The sequence below is a fragment of the Gimesia maris genome (assembly GCF_008298035.1).
Lineage (GTDB): Bacteria > Planctomycetota > Planctomycetia > Planctomycetales > Planctomycetaceae > Gimesia > Gimesia maris.
In genome coordinates this window covers 4,439,773-4,457,053 of the sequence record NZ_CP042910.1, presented here as the reverse complement: position 1 = coordinate 4,457,053, position 17,281 = coordinate 4,439,773, and the positions used below count along the sequence as shown (strand labels likewise).

13 protein-coding genes are annotated in these 17,281 nt (G+C 50.8%); 8 read left to right on the top strand and 5 right to left on the bottom strand.

From position 1 onward, the window contains the following. Window positions 1-19: 19 nt before the first annotated feature. The 3 genes from GmarT_RS16300 (at window position 20) to GmarT_RS16290 (ending at window position 5,836) form a co-directional block, all read left to right on the top strand. On the top strand, window positions 20-3,187 hold the full coding sequence (locus tag GmarT_RS16300) for an efflux RND transporter permease subunit (protein WP_002647500.1): 3,168 nt from the start codon (window positions 20-22) through the stop codon (window positions 3,185-3,187). Window positions 3,188-3,287: 100 nt separating this feature from the next. Next, window positions 3,288-4,385 carry a sialidase family protein gene (locus GmarT_RS16295; protein ID WP_044238814.1) on the top strand — a complete coding sequence of 366 codons (1,098 nt, stop codon included), beginning with the start codon at window positions 3,288-3,290 and terminating at the stop codon, window positions 4,383-4,385. A 311-nt stretch (window positions 4,386-4,696) separates the two neighbouring features. Then, window positions 4,697-5,836, top strand: a complete 1,140-nt coding sequence (locus GmarT_RS16290) for a DUF3179 domain-containing protein (RefSeq protein WP_002647502.1) — start codon at window positions 4,697-4,699, stop codon at window positions 5,834-5,836. A 79-nt stretch (window positions 5,837-5,915) separates the two neighbouring features. Here GmarT_RS16290 and GmarT_RS16285 read toward each other — a convergent pair whose 3' ends face one another. Then, window positions 5,916-7,238, bottom strand: coding sequence for a PQQ-binding-like beta-propeller repeat protein (locus GmarT_RS16285; RefSeq protein ID WP_002647503.1), 1,323 nt, complete (start codon window positions 7,236-7,238; stop codon window positions 5,916-5,918). 730 nt (window positions 7,239-7,968) lie between these two features. On the opposite strand from GmarT_RS16285, the gene GmarT_RS16280 reads away from it, so the two are divergent. The 4 genes from GmarT_RS16280 (at window position 7,969) to GmarT_RS16265 (ending at window position 11,555) form a co-directional block, all read left to right on the top strand. After that, entirely contained in the window at window positions 7,969-8,958 is a 990-nt protein-coding gene (locus tag GmarT_RS16280; RefSeq protein ID WP_002647506.1) for a DUF1559 domain-containing protein, read from the top strand. A 198-nt stretch (window positions 8,959-9,156) separates the two neighbouring features. After that, window positions 9,157-9,549 (top strand): hypothetical protein, encoded by a 393-nt coding sequence (locus GmarT_RS16275; RefSeq protein WP_063825441.1) that lies wholly within the window; start codon window positions 9,157-9,159, stop codon window positions 9,547-9,549. A gap of 222 nt (window positions 9,550-9,771) precedes the next feature. Continuing rightward, window positions 9,772-10,761: a DUF1559 domain-containing protein gene (locus tag GmarT_RS16270; RefSeq protein WP_044238818.1), complete on the top strand. Its 990-nt coding sequence runs from the start codon at window positions 9,772-9,774 to the stop codon at window positions 10,759-10,761. Between the two features lie 122 nt (window positions 10,762-10,883). Further along, the gene (locus tag GmarT_RS16265; RefSeq protein ID WP_044238821.1) at window positions 10,884-11,555 is read left to right on the top strand and encodes a DUF2726 domain-containing protein; all 672 of its coding nucleotides are present in this window, start codon (window positions 10,884-10,886) and stop codon (window positions 11,553-11,555) included. Between the two features lie 50 nt (window positions 11,556-11,605). Here the strand turns inward: GmarT_RS16265 and GmarT_RS16260 are convergent, their stop codons facing one another. After that, on the bottom strand, window positions 11,606-12,952 hold the full coding sequence (locus tag GmarT_RS16260; protein ID WP_044238823.1) for a DUF1501 domain-containing protein: 1,347 nt from the start codon (window positions 12,950-12,952) through the stop codon (window positions 11,606-11,608). 230 nt (window positions 12,953-13,182) lie between these two features. After that, window positions 13,183-13,470, bottom strand: coding sequence for a LexA family protein (locus GmarT_RS16255; RefSeq protein WP_002647511.1), 288 nt, complete (start codon window positions 13,468-13,470; stop codon window positions 13,183-13,185). A 474-nt stretch (window positions 13,471-13,944) separates the two neighbouring features. Between GmarT_RS16255 and GmarT_RS16250 the strand changes: the two genes are divergently transcribed. Then, window positions 13,945-15,393 (top strand): DUF1501 domain-containing protein, encoded by a 1,449-nt coding sequence (locus GmarT_RS16250; RefSeq protein WP_149302969.1) that lies wholly within the window; start codon window positions 13,945-13,947, stop codon window positions 15,391-15,393. Between the two features lie 19 nt (window positions 15,394-15,412). Here GmarT_RS16250 and GmarT_RS16245 read toward each other — a convergent pair whose 3' ends face one another. After that, window positions 15,413-16,552, bottom strand: a complete 1,140-nt coding sequence (locus GmarT_RS16245; RefSeq protein WP_002647513.1) for an ABC transporter permease — start codon at window positions 16,550-16,552, stop codon at window positions 15,413-15,415. Continuing rightward, window positions 16,549-17,280, bottom strand: a complete 732-nt coding sequence (locus GmarT_RS16240) for an ABC transporter ATP-binding protein (protein WP_002647514.1) — start codon at window positions 17,278-17,280, stop codon at window positions 16,549-16,551. The genes GmarT_RS16245 and GmarT_RS16240 overlap by 4 nt, the downstream gene beginning before the upstream one ends. Window position 17,281: the final 1 nt, after the last annotated feature.

Below are 17,281 nucleotides of genomic sequence, written 5' to 3'. Positions count from 1 at the left end.
AACAATGGGGAATCAAACTATGCTGGAAGGATTATTTTACCGAAACAGGCGGTTACTCATCCTGCTGATGGCGCTGATTACCGTCGCGGGTCTTTCCAGTTACTATGTGCTGCCTCGGATGGAAGATCCCGTGCTGACGCAACGCGTCGCGCGGGTCAATACGCGTTTCCCGGGCGCAGACGCCACCCGTGTGGAATCGCTGGTCTCTGAAAAGCTGGAAGAAGAACTGCGGGAAATTGATGAGATCAAAGAACTGAGGACCATTTCCCGCAGTGGGATGTCCTCAATGACGATTGAGCTCCGCGATGATGTCTACGAAGTTGACGAAGTCTGGTCGCGGATCCGGGATAAAATTGATGATGCCCGGGTGGAATTCCCAGCCGGTGCCCAAGAACCGGATTTTGAAGAGCTGGAAGTCAAAGCCTACGCGTTGATTGTGGCACTGGTGTGGGACAATCCCAATCATGTGAATTATGCTGTGCTGCGTCGTTCAGCCAAGCAGTTGGAAGACCGACTGCGGGCGATTTCCGATACCGAGGATATTGATACGTTTGGCGATCCGGATGAAGAGATTGTGGTCGAAGTCCAGCCCGATAAGATTGCTTCGCTGGGTTTGAGTGTGAAACAGATCGCGCAGCAGGTGGAATCGTCGGATGCCAAGTTAACTGCTGGCCAGTTGCGTGGCGTGAAAAGTGATTTGCTGATTGATGTCGACTCCGAACTGGATAGTCTGTCACGAATTGCTAATACACCTGTCCAGTTCGGTTCGGAAGGCCATTCCGTGCAATTAGGGGATATTGCGACCATTCATAAGGGAGTGGCTTTGCCATTGAGTAGTCTGGTAATTGCCGACGGTAAGCCTGCGGTCACGTTAGGAATGTTTGTGCGGGATAATGTGCGGATTGATCATTGGAGCCATGCAGCAAAAGTGGCACTGGCTGAGTTCGAACAGTCGCTGGCAGATGATGTCAGCGTGCAGACGCTGTTCGATCAGAACCGCTATGTCGAGGCGCGTCTCAGCGGTCTTGTCTGGAACCTGGTGCTGGGCGGAATCGCGGTGATCGTGGTTATCGTCTTCATGATGGGCTGGCGAAATGCGCTGGTGGTAGGAACCGCGTTACCGTTATCCGCGTTTATGGTACTGGCAGGACTGCGCTTTATGGACATCCCCATTCATCAGATGTCAGTTACCGGGTTGATCATTGCCCTGGGATTACTGATTGATAATGCGATTGTCGTGGTCGATGAAGTCAGGGCCAAATTGCATATGGGGATGGCTCCTGAGGATGCCGTGATTTCAACCGTAAGACATCTGGCAGTTCCGTTATTGGGGTCCACTTTAACGACGGTACTCGCTTTTGCGCCGATCGCATTGATGCCCGGACCCGCAGGTGAGTTTGTCGGCTCGATCGCCATCAGCGTGATTCTGGCGATCTGCAGTTCCTTCTTCCTGGCGATGACAGTGATTCCCGCCATTGCAGCTCTGTTTGCTGATGCGAATGAAGATCTCGAACACGCTCACTGGTGGCAGGTGGGGTTCAGCCATGCTGGTCTGCGTGACTGGTATCAGAAATCGCTGGATTATCTGTTTGCTCGTCCCGTGCTGGGCGTGGCACTGGGATGCCTGTTGCCTATTAGCGGGTTTATCGTCGCTGGTTCGCTGCCCGAGCAGTTTTTCCCGCCAGCTGACCGCGATCAGGTAAATATTGAACTGGAACTGAATGCCCATGCTTCACTGGCTGAGACCCGGCAGACGATCGAATCGATTCGACAGGTGGTACTCGAACATCCGCAGGTGAAGGGGATTGAATGGTTTCTGGGTGAAAGTGCACCCCAGTTTTATTACAACATCGTTGCCAAACGGGAAAACGCTTCCAACTATGCCCAGGCACTCGTGCAGCTCAATACAGCCGAGGGAGGCGAAGCCCTGATTCATGAACTGCAGCGGGAACTGGATCGCAAGGTGCCACATTCGCGTGTCCTGGTGCGGCAACTGGAGCAGGGGCCTCCCTTCGATGCGCCGATCGAGGTACGGCTGTTCGGACCTGACCTGCATCAGCTCAGTCAGAGTGGAGATGAGCTGCGGACGATATTAAGTCGCACGACGAATGTACTGCATCATAAAGCGGAACTGGCGGATCCCCTGCCAAAACTGACATTGAAGATCGACGAAGAACAGGCACGACTGGCGGGGCTGGATCATGCGGAAATCTCGAATCAGTTAAATGCGGCTCTGGAAGGTTCGCTGGGGGGAAGTATCCTTGAAGAGACAGAAGAACTGCCAGTACGAATTCGCGTACCACAGGCGCGACGGGCTTCGGTCAACGATATTGCATCGCTGCAACTGATCTCCCGTAAAATAACAGAAGACGGTCAGCCACAGTTTGTGCCCTTGACGGCGATTGCGGAAGTGAAAATGTCGTCGGAAGTGGCCGCCATTTCTCACTTCAATGGTGAGCGGATGAATGAAGTGCAGGCGTATCTGAAGGCAGGTGTACTGCCCGCTGAAGCACTGGCAGAATTCCAGTCAAAATTGAAGCAGGCGGGCTTTGAACTTCCCCCGGGCTATCGTCTGGAATGGGGGGGCGAAGCATCCAAACGCGATGACGCAGTCGGAAATCTGCTGGCGAATGTCGGCGTGTTGATGGTCCTGATGGTGGCGACCCTGGTGCTGTCTTTTGCTTCGTTTCGCGTGGCGGCGCTGGTGGGGACGGTCGGGATTCTTTCGATTGGTCTGGGGCTGGGGATGTTGTGGTTATTTGGTTTTCCCTTTGGCTTCATGGCGATTGTCGGTTCGATGGGACTGGCGGGCGTTGCGATTAACGACGCCATCGTGGTGCTGGCCGAGTTGCGTGCGAATCCTGAAGCCCGCAAAGGGAATCGAGTCGTCGTCCGCGACGTTGTGCTGCGATCGACACGACATGTGGTCGCCACGTCGCTCACTACGGTAGCCGGCTTTGCACCGCTGGTGATTGCCGGAGGCGGGTTTTGGCCACCGCTGGCGATCACGATTGCCGGGGGCGTCGGCGGTGCCACGCTCTTGGCCCTCTATTATATTCCCTCGGCTTATATCCTGGTGATGTGTCGTCAGTGCCCGCTTCGCGCAAAGGTTGGTGAACCGGTGCAGGCAGACAGAGAATCTTCGCTGCTCTCTAAGCTGAAAGATCGACTGCCGGTGTTACGTTAAAAAAAAGATGGACGCGAAATCATTCTTTTCTGTATTATGAATCGTTCATTGTTCTTTTTCGGTACCGTTTCTGATCATGGAAAGCTTGTCAGGTGTCATCATGCGTATCTTCATGTTGTGTATTGTTGTCGTTGTGTTGGCTGCCTTAAGCCCTGTAGAACTGTCCGCAGAAGAACCGCATGTTCTCAAACAGGTGGTCGCTGTGGAAAACGTCTGTGCCTGGCCCAATCTGACACTGCTGCCTGACGGAACGATTATCGCAGTGTTTCACAACCAGCCCAGCCACGGACAGCAGGAGGGAGACATCGACTGCTGGGCGAGCCCTGATGGAGTGAACTGGGAGAAACGCAGCACTGTCACAGAGCATGAGCCGAATACGGTGCGGATGAATCATGCGACGGGACTGGCGAAGAATGGCGATCTGATTGTACTCTGTTCCGGCTGGAGTAATCTCAAACAGCCGGAGCGTCCCAAGCAGACAGTCTTTCGGGATGCGATTCTGCGCAGCTGGGTGCTGCGGTCGAGCGATGGGGGGCGCAGCTGGACGAAATCGGAAGACTTCCCGGCAGCAGAAGCGGGCTGGTCGGAATACATTCCTTTCGGTGACATCTGGGCCGGCTCTGATGGCGCGCTCCATGTCTCCTGCTACCAGGGCCAGTTTAAAGATCCCAGCCAGTCCACCAAAACGAAAGGCTGGAAATCATCGCACTTGAAGAGTGAGGATGATGGACGGACCTGGAGTGTGGTTTCTGTGATTGGTCCTGCGCACAATGAAACCGATCTGTTTTACCTGGGAGAAAAAAACTGGCTGGCGGCAGCCCGCATCGACAAAATGGAACTGATTCGCAGCAATGATAATGGCGTGACCTGGCAGAAACCGCAACCGGTGACCGGTCGCAATGAGATTAACGGACATCTGACGCGGCTGAAAGATGGCCGCCTGCTGCTCAGCTATGGCATCCGTGTCAACGGGCGGCGGGGCGTGAGTGCGAAGCTCAGCAGCGATGAGGGGCAAACCTGGAGTGAACCGATCCGGATCTCACACACAGCGGATGGCGGGGACTGCGGTTACCCATCCAGTATCCAGAAGGAAAACGGCGAAATCGTGACGGCCTGGTATTCCAGTGAGTCACCACAACACGTGGGATATCACCTTGGAGTGACGGTCTGGAAAGTACCAGAGAGGGAATCGAATTAAGCTGGCGAGCGGGTTTTAGAGGCTCAGTCGGTGCGCACCAGGGAGACTTTTTTATCGGTTCAGAGCTTCTGTCTGACCAACTCATGGGCCGCTGTTCTGAGTCTGGTAAGTTAACTTTCCAAACGAACTCTTCACAAAAAAAAATAAAAAACCTTACCCAAACTCATGGCATTTCTGTATGGTTTAGGCTTCAGTAAGTTTCTATTGCGAAGTTCTTCGCTGCGTTTTTCTACTTTCACTCTGAATGAGCTTATTTGATTGTATGTCGGGCCTCGAGATATGCAGTCGATCTACATAAGAAAGCGCCTGTTATGGATTCCTCTCATCTGAGTGAGGAGGTGACGGTTCAGGATCCGTCAAATACTTCTTTCCCGGCAGCTCCTGCCAGTGATAAACCATCACAGCCAGCATTACTGCTGATTGCTGTTTCAGGTCTGTTATTTGCCGGCTGGTACGCGTGGGTCAATCAGGTTTATTTTCTGTCGTTCTGGCATAATCGCCCGGTGGCGGCGTTGACGAATAAACCGGAGTTCAATGTGCAGGGCCTGATGTTGCCGAACCACGAAATTGTCAATGCACGGATTCCCAAAGATGGTATTCCCGCTTTAACAACCCCTGACTTTATCCAGAACAAAGATGCCACATTTATGAAACCACATGATCGCGTGGCGGGAGTCTGTCTGGAAGGCGAAGCCCGGGCCTACCCACTGAAGATCCTGGATTGGCATGAAGTGGTGAACGACCAGATTGGAGAGACTCCGTTTATCGTGACCTATTGCCCTTTGAGTGATTCGCTGGCGGTATATAACGGCCAGGGAACAGGCGGAAAGATTGAGTTCGGGATCTCTGGTTATCTTTTCAACAGTAATCAGCTGTTGTATGACCGTACCGGATCGGGGGAGACGGATGGGCTCTGGTCACAAATGATGTCTCAGGCTATCTGTGGTCCGCGGGTACAGGAAACGCTGATGCATCTGCCTGTCGAATTGACAGACTGGCAAGACTGGAAACAGCGCTACCCCGATACAAAGGTTCTTTCTCCGGAGACCGGGTTTCCATTTGAGTATCAGTCGACGGCTTACAAAGAATACCTGAGCAATGACAGCCTGATGTTTGAGGTCAACAGACAGGATCTCCGACTTCCGAAAAAAACACCTCTGCTTGGGATCTGGGTGGGAGATCAGAAGCGGGCATATCCGGTAACCGCTTATCAACATCTGACGGAGGCGACCGAGTGGGAAGAGGAACTTGAAGGCAAAAAATTCACACTGGCCTATCATCCCGAAGCAAAATCATTGCGCGTGGTAAAAGCAGAGTCAGGGCTCAACTGGATGTATGCCCTGTGGTTTGCCTGGTATGCTTTTTATCCCGATACCGAACTCTATCCCGCATTGGAATCTGCCGTCACGACTGAAGCTGTAAAACCAGACATCAAAATTCTGGCAGACTAAGATTTTAACTGAAACCCGATCGCGAAAACCCTCTGGTCATGGTGTCTGCCTGACCAGAGGGAGGTACACGGCATCCGGTTTATTTCTTGAGATTGACGCGAACCAGTTCCTTGTCATTGCGGGCGAACAGCGACTGGTTGGCAAACGCCGGGTGGCTCCAGACGACGGAACGGCCGAAGGCTTCGTTTGTTGGTTCCAGGACATGGAAACGACTGATTTCTTTATAACCTTCCGGGGTGAGGTCAGCGAGGATCAAATCCCCTTTTTCCGTGAACAGGAAAAAGTGCTCGTCGTGTTTCACAATAAAAGCCGTCGCATGACGATCACGGCGGCCTGCGTTCGTGACTTCTTTAGTTGACCAGCGACGACTGCCATCCTTCAGATTGACGGCGACAAAGTCTCCCGACTGAATATCGCTGCCATACACGGTGTCACCTTCAATGTAGGGAGTGCTGTTGCAGCAGAACAGAGCGGATCGCGGTTTTCCTTTCCAGACAACTTCCGCAGCAGGTTTTGTGTTTCCCGATAGTTTGATCCAGGCAGCTTCGTCACCAATGGCAGAGACATACAGATAATCTCCCTGTTGCCGGGGGACAGTGACCGACATTCCATATCCGGGTTGGAGGGGGAGTGACCAGTAAACTTGACCGGTTTTGGGATTCAATGAGTTTAACGATCCCGGATGCCAGATGAGCAGCTGTTTCGTGCCCTGATGTGTGATCATGGTCGGAGGGCAGTACCCGGTTTCTGCATTATCCAGTGAGCGCCAGAGTTCTTCGCCGGTATTTTTATTGAAAGCGACGGCGATGGAATCTTTCCCGCCCACCAGGCAGTATAACGTATCGCCATCAACGAGCGGGCTCGCAGCGTGACCCCAGAATGGAGTTTTGGCCTGGTAATCTGACTGAAAGTCTTTTTTCCAGATGAGCTTGCCAGTTTCAGCGTCCAGGCAGGTCAGATTCCCTTCAGCTCCCAAGGCATAAACCTTGCCATCTGCGACCGTGGGAGTACAGCGTGGACCCGCTGCATACGAAATCTCGTAAGGGCGATCGTATTTATATTCCCAGATCACCTTTCCCGTATCAGCGGACAGGCAGAGGACGCGTTCTGCGCCTTCCAGGCTGGAAGCACCACCCGGGTTATTCTGAACCTTCCCGGACTTTTTCTGGTAGTCCATCACATACACCCTGTCGTTGGCTACGGCAGGGCCACTGTAGCCCAGTCCCACGGGAGTGCGCCATTCCACTTGCAAACCGGATTCAGGAAAGACATCGACAATTCCATCCGCCTGCCACTGACTGGAACGGTCCGGCCCGAGCCATTGAGGCCAGTCTTCCGAAAAACCAGTTGACGAACCAATGAGCAGTAGAGCAGTAACAACAGGGAGTATACGCGTCAGCATGATAAAGCGTTCCTTTTCCGGGTGGCGGTAACAGAAATCAAATATTCCAGATAACTGAATTAATCAGTTGTTCAGACTCACTTTAGGTGTTGTCCAACGGATGATCAACGTCCCGATTATAACCCGCGAAGCAGGTTGAGGAGTTAAGAACCTGATAAGTGCATCTATTCATGCATGAAACAGGTCGGTGTCTGGTATGGACATTTAAGAATCCAACAGCGATTTCTGCAGCTGCTTTCAGCGCAGAAAATTTGAAAGTTTCTGCGGAAATACAATATATGTGAACAAAAGATTCGACGTGCTCGAGTGCTGCTCTTCCAAAATTAACATAAACTTTTTGATATTCGAGTATTACGTCGTCTGATTATTGAAAGGTGTTTAGTACTGTTCGAGGGAAAATTATCCTGAATCAATAGTTATTTATGTTTATTAAGTTGAAATTTGGTAATGGTTTAAGAATTGTTGTCACGATTTATTTTGACAAATCAAAAAATGGTTGTTTAAATAAGTGAACATATTCCGGCTTCTGTAATTTTCAATTCCAGGAAGTTCTCTATTTCAGGCCATTCGGACTGTTGATTTTCCATCATTATTGTGAGTTCGTTTTAATTTGCGGAATCCAGCGCAGACATAAGGTTTTTCCATCGGCATTGGCATCACACATTTGTCCGTAATTCAGGCAGATATGATGTTTCATTTTTTATTCTTTTCTATTCCTACGGAGTGTAATATGAAAAACGAAAGAGGTTGTCGAAACAAAGCGGGGTTTACCCTCATTGAGTTACTGGTTGTGATTGCCATCATCGCGATCTTGATCGCTTTACTGTTACCAGCCGTACAACAGGCACGTGAAGCTGCCAGAAGAAGTACCTGCAAAAACAATCTAAAGCAGATGGGGTTGGCTTTACATAATTATCATGAAACGCATCGGGTATTTCCTCCCGGTGCCATCGTGACAGCAATCGCTTCTGGATCAGGTACCAGTACCCAATGGACACCATGGCTTGAGGCTGGTAACACAACGGGAACTGGGTTGCATGGCACCAGCTGGATGCTCATGATCCTGCCGTTTGTCGATCAGTCTAACATTTACAATAAATGGAATTTTAATACCAATGTCATTGGAAACCGTACGCAGGCGGAAGTGGATATTCCCGGTTTTTACTGTCCGTCACGACGCAGCAAAATTCGCAAGAACGAACTGAGACTTCAGCTGGGGGAAAACCCTTCCGCAACATCACCAGTCAACGGTTTTACCAAGGGTGGGACTGACTATGGTGCCTGTATTGGTTCTGGAAACGGCTTTGGAGATACTTCGCCTGGACATAATTTATTAGATTCCGATTGGAGTGGGTATTTGAGTGGTGGTGAGCTGGGTATTTTTTACGCGAACAGCGATACTCAAATTCGGGATATCAAAGATGGAACGACAACCACCATCATGACTGGAGAAATGCAACGATTAACCAGCAGTGGCTGGACAACGACCCGGAGTAACGATGGTTGGGCCGCCGGTGGTGTGAGTACCTTGTTCGATACCGATGCCGGGAGCAAGGGGATCAATGGGAATTTTTTCCAGGGACCGGGCAGTGATCATACTGGAGGTGCGCATTTTGGGATGGGAGATGGCGCAGTTCGTTTCATTTCCGAGAATATCGATGCAACAACGTTCCAGCGTCTGGGCAATGCCGACCAGGGATCGGTCGTTGGCGAGTTCTAACCAGCCTCTCACCACTTTTCCCCGGCGCCTCCGGAGTACTGGAAGTGCCGGTAATTGTCCGAGAAATACTCCAGTAAAATGTGACGGGTCTTCGTCGTACCGGGCAGATTCACAAAACACAGAGGGCTGATTGAGTTCTCTGTGTTTTGGAGAATATGGGGATGCCACCAGTATTATTTAGCTAAGGATTCATTGAGTATGCAACCAATGCGAGCGCTTTGTAAGGCTGTTATCTGTTTCCTGTTTATCGTGTTTCTCACCGCGTGTGGTGGAGGAGGCATCGCTCCACCAGAATTAGGACAGGTGACTGGTAAGATTACTCTGGATGGTGCCCCGCTGACTGATGCCAGTGTGACTTTCATGCCTGAAAAAGTGCGTGCTTCTTCTTCCATGACAGACAGCGAAGGAAAATATGATCTAGTTTACATTCGAGATGAAAAAGGAGCTGCAATAGGCCCTCATAAGGTTGTCGTGAGTAAGTTGGTCAATGAGAAAGAAGTCATACCGGAGAGATATAACTCTGAGACAGAGTTGACGGCAGATGTGAAACCCGGAGCAAATGAATTCAATTTCGATTTGACTTCAAAATAGAGTCGTACCAGTGATTCAGAGATCAATTAATTGATCGCACTCTGTGGCTGCTTCCGCTATAGAGTGCGGTTTGATTTAGCCTGTGCCCAGGTTGACTGTGGCGTCTACAGGTCGATTAAGACAGAGTTAATAGTTTGAGAGAAGCTATAATTGAATGTGATTCGCTCTAGATTATTTATATCATTTTATCTTCATTTCTATTATCTAATAAAGGGCTCTCTGATGCGCTATCGGAACAGAAAGTCAGGGTTTACGTTGATTGAGTTGCTGGTGGTGATTGCCATTATCGCCATATTGATTGCACTGCTGTTACCCGCGGTGCAACAGGCGCGGGAAGCTGCCCGACGCAGCACCTGCAAAAATAATATGAAACAGATCAGCCTGGCGCTGCACAATTATCATGAAATTCATGGTGTGTTTCCTCCCGGGGCCATTGCAACAACGGCAACTTCCTCTGCATACAATGTCTGGGGAGACGCTGGAAATACCAGTGGGGTCGGCCTGCACGGCACGAGCTGGATGGTGCAGATTCTCCCCCTGGTAGATCAGGCCAACATCTACAATCAATGGAACTTTAGTACGAATGTAATCGGGAACCGGTCTGCTGCCGAAAATGATATTCCCGTTTTCTATTGCCCGACGCGGCGGAATAAAGTCCGTAAAGTAGATGAGAAAATTATGATTGGAGAAAATCCGGGGACCAGTACGCCCCCCTCCAATCGTTTTGCCAAAGGAGGCTCTGATTACGGTGTCTGTATCGGAGGCGGAAACGGCTGGGCCGATGGAGATCTCATCCATCTGACACACAGGACAGATTCGTTAATTGGAACATTTGGTGGGGGGAGCCAGGGGTTTCTGGGGATGTTTTACGTGAACAGTGATACGGCGCTTCGTGATATCGATGATGGCGCGTCGAACACAATTATGAGTGGTGAAGTACAGAAACTTCATGGTCCTTCGGCGCCTAATACCAGTCAGGACAGCTGGGCCGCGGGTGGCGTCGCAAACATGTTCGATACCGGAATCTCGGGGGGAACAGCAGGTGGGTTTAATAACAACTTCTACCAGTCTGCCGGCAGCGATCACACCGGGGGCGCTCACTTTGGTTTCGCAGATGGCTCCGTGCACTTTCTCAGCGAGAATATGAGTTCTCGGGTTTACCTGGAACTGGGAACAGCCGATGGCAGAGAAACAACCAATTTTGTCCCCTGATGAATAGATTGATACACTTGTTTTTTGTATCGACTGGGGGGGGGGTTACGGCTGTGACCTGAACTTACCGAATGATTTCTCTTATCGGCATTGACTAGTTTCCTGTAGATCATTGTGCTCAAATGTCAAAGAAAAAAACGACAGAACCTGTTGGTTGTTTAGCTGTTCTTTTGAAACTGGTTGGTATCGACCTGGGAAGAATACCAACGGATAAAACGCTGCCTTTTCATTTAAGGGATAACTTTCTTTCACCCGCAGAGTTATCGTTTTATCATGTTCTGCTGCAATCCATTCGGGGTGAATATACAGTCTGCAGCAAGGTCAATCTGTCAGATGTGTTTTTTGTTTCCAGGCCAAACGAGAATCAGGGATACCGTAATAAAATTGATCGCAAGCATGTCGACTTTCTGTTATGTGATTCAAAAACAATGCAACCACTTCTCGGTATCGAATTAGATGATGCCAGTCATGCAAAGAAAAAAAGGCAGGAACGGGATCAGTTTGTCGATCAGGTTTTTGCTGCTGCCGGTTTACCAATCTTACATGTGCCTGCCACCAGAGGATACAATGTTTCAGAACTGTCAGAGATAATTAGATCGAGTCTGCAGAGTAAGAAAACGGTGCCCCGTACTCCCAGGGTTCTGAATGGTGAGCGATTTTGTCCTAAATGTCAGATTCCCATGGTTCAGAGAATCGCATCTAAAGGGATGAAGAAAGGACAATCGTTCTGGGGCTGCGCTAATTATCCGGAATGCCGTGAAACAGTCTGGGGAGATGATTCATCTGCGGTCTGATTTATCGTGGAGCTTATTCTAAGAAAGTCCTGGTTTATGTTCTTGCGGGGCTACACCAGTTCGCGGATCGGTGTCTGTTCGTCGATCAGGTACTGGGGACGGCCGTTGTTGTCTTCGATGGTTGTCGAGGCGACATCGATGCCCAGGTTGTGATACAGGGTCGCAAAGACTTCCTGCATATGTACGGGGCGGTCGACCGCTTCTTCACCCAGACGGTTGGTTGAGCCGATCACCTGACCGGTTTTCATGCCACCGCCGGCCATCAGGGCAGCGTGCACACGCGGCCAATGGTCGCGACCGGCATTTTTATTGATTTTAGGCGTACGTCCAAATTCACCCCAGACCAGAACGGTGACGTCTTTGTCCATGCCACGCTCATGCAGGTCTTCCACGAGAGCGGCGACTCCCTGGTCGAGCAGAGGGATCACGCTGCGGGCATGACCAAAATTATTGCCGTGCCAGTCGAAATGGGCGAAGCTGCAGGTCACGCAACGTGCCCCTGCTTCGACTGCCCGGCGTGCCAGCAGAAAACGGGACATGATCGCCTGGTATCCCATATCCAGCGGGTACTTCAGAACTTTAGGGTCGTCTTTCCCATAACGGGCTCTGACTTGGGGATCCTCATTTTCGAGGTTCAACGCTTCGACCAGTCGGGATGAGGAAAGAACTTCCAGAGCCTGCTTCGTGTAGCCATCGTATGTGCCATCAGTCAGTTTTGTCTCAGAAACCCGCCGGAAGCGATCCAGGTTATTCAACAGGCTGGCACGTTCATTGAGCCGGGAATTCGAAATGGAGTTGAGTGTCATGTTCTGCATCACATCACCGTCCGGTCGGAACGGTGCATGTTCCAGCCCCAGGAACCCGGAACCTTTAATGTTCCAGGGATTGTGTGCCATCGTGTGTGACAGGTCGATGTAAGCGGGTACGGTAGGGTGTACCGGTCCTTTGACTTTGGAGATTGCCGAGCCAACAGAAGGCCAGCCACCCTGTGGCTGTGCGCTGCGGAAATGATGGCCGGTACAGCACTCGAATGAATCGTGACGGCCTTCCGCGCCAACCAGTGAGCGGATAATCGAAAACTTATCCATCATACCAGCTACGCGTGGCATCAGTTCGCTGATTTGAATCCCGGGCACGTTGGTGTTGATCGGTTTAAATTCGCCCCGAATTTCATCGGGTGCATCCGGTTTTAAATCGAACATATCCTGATGCGGAGGACCACCTGCCAGGAAGATCATGATGACTGCTTTATGAGAAGATCGTTTTCCGCTTTCTTCCTGCGCTTTCAAAATCTGAGGCAGAGAGAGTCCGCCCATGGCAAGGCCGCCAATCTGCATGAAAGAACGGCGTGGCATCCGGTCACATAAACGTATCGATTGATCTTCAATTCTGAGCATCTAAGTCAGAGCCTTCCGAATAAGATGAAACAGTTTTTAACTCGAGGCTGTACAGGGATTTTCTGTCCCATAAGCGTACACTCATGGGAAGGGTTTGAATAGAAGAATCGGCTTAAATGAAAGGAAAATTAAGAAATTATTGGCGACCTGCTTTATTATACCCTTCATAATGAATTCAGGCCCGGTCCTGGCTTTTCCAGACAGGGAGTAGCACGAATCTTTTTTTGCTCTCAGGAGCTTTTTTTGAACGCGACCCGGCGGCCTTCAACATCGCCACAGACAGCCAGACGGTAAGAGTTGCCGTTTTCCACCAGAGCAATTCCGCCTTGAGGTGAGGCGTTGCAGGTAATCCAACCTTTGCCTTCCAGGGCGTGCAGGTATTGAGTGACCCGATTAAGCGAGGGGATTTCAAATTCGGAAGCAATCTGTTCCGTATTGGGGGCGATACCCGATCGATCAATTTCTCGGGTAATATAGTCCAGAATTTTCTGTTGTCGTTCAGTTAAATACTGGTTCATGATTTTCTCCTGTGCGCATCACGGTGCGCGTTGGGGGCGCAAACAGAGCCCACATCATCCTTGAGAATCAGACCCGGATTCCAATACAGGTCTTTAGAAGAAAACAGTAATTTTAATTTTCAACGTGACTTCCTTCAGCGAGCCACACGCGGTCACCACCTGGCGAACGGGGAGGGAATCAGTTAGCGAAAAGCATATCTACGGTATCGTCGATCGTCAATCATATTTTGAAGCGCGATTTCCTGATTTGATCTCATTCTGCGGAAATTACAGTCAATCAGGCCCTGAAAAAAAACAACTTTCTTTGCAGTCGCCAGAATCAGTGCAGTGAAAAAATACACAGTTCTGTGTGACACTTTATAGTAATTGGACTTTTACTCAGTATCGCATTAGATTATATTGATGTGAATATATAAGGTATGTTAAGATAACTGCTTACGCTACACAGTTTCGTCTCTTGTATTCAGGAGAGTCATGATGCCTGCGAATACTTCTGTCAGCCACCCTGCCATGTCGCGACGTACGGCATTGGAAGTTGGTTCAATCAGTCTGCTTGGTTTTGGAATCAACCATCTGGATGCACTCCGCGCGGAAGCAGCAGCCCCCACCAAGTTTCAAACTGCGAAGTCATGTATCTTTATCTTTCTCTCGGGTGGACTTTCGCAGCATGAAAGTTTCGATATGAAACCGGAGGCGAGTGCCGAAGTCCGCGGAGAATTTAACCCGATTTCGACAAAAATACCCGGTCTGCATGTTTCAGAACATCTGCCGATGCTGGCGAAACGCAGTCATCTCTGGTCGGTCTGTCGAACACTTACGCATGGTACGAATGAGCATTCAATGGGCCATCATATCATGTTGACCGGTCGTTCAGATGTGCCTGTCGGTTTCAATCCCAGCAGACCGATGAGTACCGATCACCCTTCGATTGCCGCCATTGCCGGTGATGTCATTCGGCCACGCACGAATCTGCCGCCGGCCATCGTGCTTCCGGACAAAATCGTCCATCGCAGCGGGCGAGTTGTTCCGGGACAGTTCGCTGGCAGAATGGGTTCCAACAGAGATCCCTGGTTTATCGAAGCCTCACCATTTCATGTGCAGTCCTATGGTGCGTTTCCGGAGTATGCATTCGACCATCAGCAACGTGGAGGCAGCGACAACCGGGTATTCCAGACTCCACATTTGAAACTCTCGCAGGGCATGACTCAGAAACGCATGGGCAATCGGATCGGTTTACTTAAGGAACTGGGGAAGCAGCGCGAAGTGCTCGATATCGCCGGTCAGGTTGAAAGTTTTGACCGGTATCGCAGTGCTGCCATTTCATTGCTCAATGACGACAAAGTCCATTACGCAATGGATGTGACCCATGCGGATGATAAAGTTCAGGAACGTTACGGCAAGAATTCATTTGGCTGGTCTCTGTTGATGGCAAGAAGATTGGTAGAAACCGGAGTCAATCTGGTTCAGGTCAACCTGGGAAATAATGAATCATGGGATACGCATGGCAATATCTTCCCGCATCTGAAAGAGAAACTGCTGCCGCCAACCGACCGGGCTGTCTCCGCTTTGCTGGATGACCTGGAGACGAGCGGCCGACTGAAAGATACGCTGGTGGTAATGTGCAGCGAGTTTGGTCGAACTCCCAAGATTTCTCAACTGGCGAAAGTTTATGCTCGCCCGGGCCGTGACCACTGGGGGGCGACGCAGTCGGTCTTTTTTGCCGGCGGCGGTGTGAAAGGGGGGCGTGTGATTGGAACGACGGATAAGATCGGTGGCTTCCCCATTGATCAACCACAGAAACCGGAAAACTTTGCCGCGACCATTTACCGCGCGTTAGGACTTCCGCAAACTACCTACTGGCACGATGATGTCGACCGTCCCCACTTTATCTATGAAGGTGAACCGATCGCCGGACTCACCTGATAAAGAAGATCTCAGTCGGTCAGACATTTCGTAATGCCGGCACAATTTCTGCACGAGAAGCATAACTGGCAGGAATGATGCCTGCGCAGATCCCCGTCACACATGCCAGCAGCATGCCGACCCAGGCCAGATGCAGTGAGGGAATAAAGGCGACGGTGACTGCTTCCGCACCAACGGAAAGACTGCTCAGTTTAAGAACCACCAGAGCGGTTCCGACTCCCAGGGTGCCACCAGCTACACTGAGAAAAGTGCTCTCTGCCAGAACCAGCGTGAAAACTTTGAATCCGGAAAAACCAAGCGTGCGTAACACCGCGTGTTCCTGGATTCGGTCTTCGACTGACATCAGAGTGGTCGTTGCCACCAGGGCCAGGACCAGTCCGACACAAGCCAGTCCCAGGTAGTGGGCCATTTCGATCAGTTGAGAAAGATCCCCCAGACTTTTGGCCTGAAACACTCCCTTGGCACGTGTATTGGTTTCCACGGGTCCTTTACGATATCGCTCATCAATGGCTGTGCTGACTTGCATGGGATCGGTACCCGGTACAAGAATCACTTCTAATTGTGTGACTGTACCCACCAGATTCGCGCCCTGACGACGCTGTAGAAACTCCAGATGGCTGTAGATGTAGTTTTCTTCTGCGGGATTCTCCGAACGATAAATGCCCGCGACGTTCACCGACAGATCGCCGATGGAAAATTTATCGCCGACCTTGATTTTCCTGCGATTGGCAACAGACTGACCCACTATGGCGGCATCCTGATGCGTTTCGAACTCGTTCCAGTTACCTGAGATAAATTCAAAGTCACGCGCGGAACGCAGTTTCTTCGGTGGAACGCCATAAAACACTACGACATCCAGACTGGCACGACAGTTATTGGTGAAGACCTGAATGGGAATGACATCTTTGACCCCGGCGAATTTAGAAATCTGCTGATCATAATCCTGGGGAAGGTGACTGGTTGCCGGGCAGAATTTGTTTGCCTGGAAAACAATCAATGAACCGCGGGCTTCCTGCCGCTGTTTGAGATCGTTCATGCCTTCCTGGATTGACTGAATAAAACAGAAGACGAATAATGCGACCGCAGAACCAGCGACGGTAAGCATGGTCCGGGCACGATGCCCCCACAGGGTTTTCATGATGTAAGCGATCAGTTTCATGGCGCTTCTCCGGCTGTTGCAGCTGTATTCGTCAGTTCGGCGTGCTCCGGTGACTGTCTGAGAATCAGTTTTCCATGATCCAGGTAAAACCGACGATCGGCGATACCGGCGGCTTCGGCGTCATGGGTGACCATCAGCATCGTGATATCCAGTTCCCGATTGAGCCGTTTGAGTAGAGACAGGATTTGATCAGAGGTTTCCGGATCCAGATCGCCCGTTGGTTCGTCGGCGACCACGATTTTTGGATGTTTGACGATCGCGCGGGCAATGCCCACACGTTGTTCCTGACCGCCGGACATCTGCCGCGGATAGTGGTCTGCCCGGTCCAGCAGGTCAACAGCCTGCAACGCGACTTCCACCCGTTTCCTGCGTTCGACACGAGACATGGGTAACAGCAGCAGGGGGAGTTCCACGTTTTCGTAAGCAGTTAAAACGGGGACCAGGTTATGGGTCTGGAAAATGTAGCCCAGGTTTGCCGCCCGCCATCGGGCCAGTTGAGAACGGGAAAGTTTCGTAATTTCGACACCATCGACGTGAATGGAACCGGAGTCCGGATGGTCGATGCTGGCGATCAGATTCAGCAGCGTCGATTTTCCAGTACCGCTGGCACCCATGAGAGACAGGAATTCTCCCTGCTCGATATTCAGGCTGACCTGATCCAGCGGAGTGATCGATTCACCCCCCTTGTGATATTGTTTCGTCAGATTTCTGATGACAACAAGTGACATA

Bases quoted from the DNA above. Each gene is read 5' to 3' on its own strand.
- GmarT_RS16250 (WP_149302969.1), top strand. From the start codon at position 13,945: ATGATGCCTGCGAATACTTCTGTCAGCCACCCTGCCATGTCGCGACGT.
- GmarT_RS16275 (WP_063825441.1), top strand. From the start codon at position 9,157: ATGCAACCAATGCGAGCGCTTTGTAAGGCTGTTATCTGTTTCCTGTTT.
- GmarT_RS16300 (WP_002647500.1), top strand. From the start codon at position 20: ATGCTGGAAGGATTATTTTACCGAAACAGGCGGTTACTCATCCTGCTG.
- GmarT_RS16240 (WP_002647514.1), bottom strand. From the start codon at position 17,280: ATGTCACTTGTTGTCATCAGAAATCTGACGAAACAATATCACAAGGGG.
- GmarT_RS16260 (WP_044238823.1), bottom strand. From the start codon at position 12,952: ATGCTCAGAATTGAAGATCAATCGATACGTTTATGTGACCGGATGCCA.
- GmarT_RS16280 (WP_002647506.1), top strand. From the start codon at position 7,969: ATGAAAAACGAAAGAGGTTGTCGAAACAAAGCGGGGTTTACCCTCATT.
- GmarT_RS16245 (WP_002647513.1), bottom strand. From the start codon at position 16,552: ATGAAACTGATCGCTTACATCATGAAAACCCTGTGGGGGCATCGTGCC.
- GmarT_RS16290 (WP_002647502.1), top strand. From the start codon at position 4,697: ATGGATTCCTCTCATCTGAGTGAGGAGGTGACGGTTCAGGATCCGTCA.
- GmarT_RS16285 (WP_002647503.1), bottom strand. From the start codon at position 7,238: ATGCTGACGCGTATACTCCCTGTTGTTACTGCTCTACTGCTCATTGGT.
- GmarT_RS16255 (WP_002647511.1), bottom strand. From the start codon at position 13,470: ATGAACCAGTATTTAACTGAACGACAACAGAAAATTCTGGACTATATT.
- GmarT_RS16295 (WP_044238814.1), top strand. From the start codon at position 3,288: ATGCGTATCTTCATGTTGTGTATTGTTGTCGTTGTGTTGGCTGCCTTA.
- GmarT_RS16270 (WP_044238818.1), top strand. From the start codon at position 9,772: ATGCGCTATCGGAACAGAAAGTCAGGGTTTACGTTGATTGAGTTGCTG.
- GmarT_RS16265 (WP_044238821.1), top strand. From the start codon at position 10,884: ATGTCAAAGAAAAAAACGACAGAACCTGTTGGTTGTTTAGCTGTTCTT.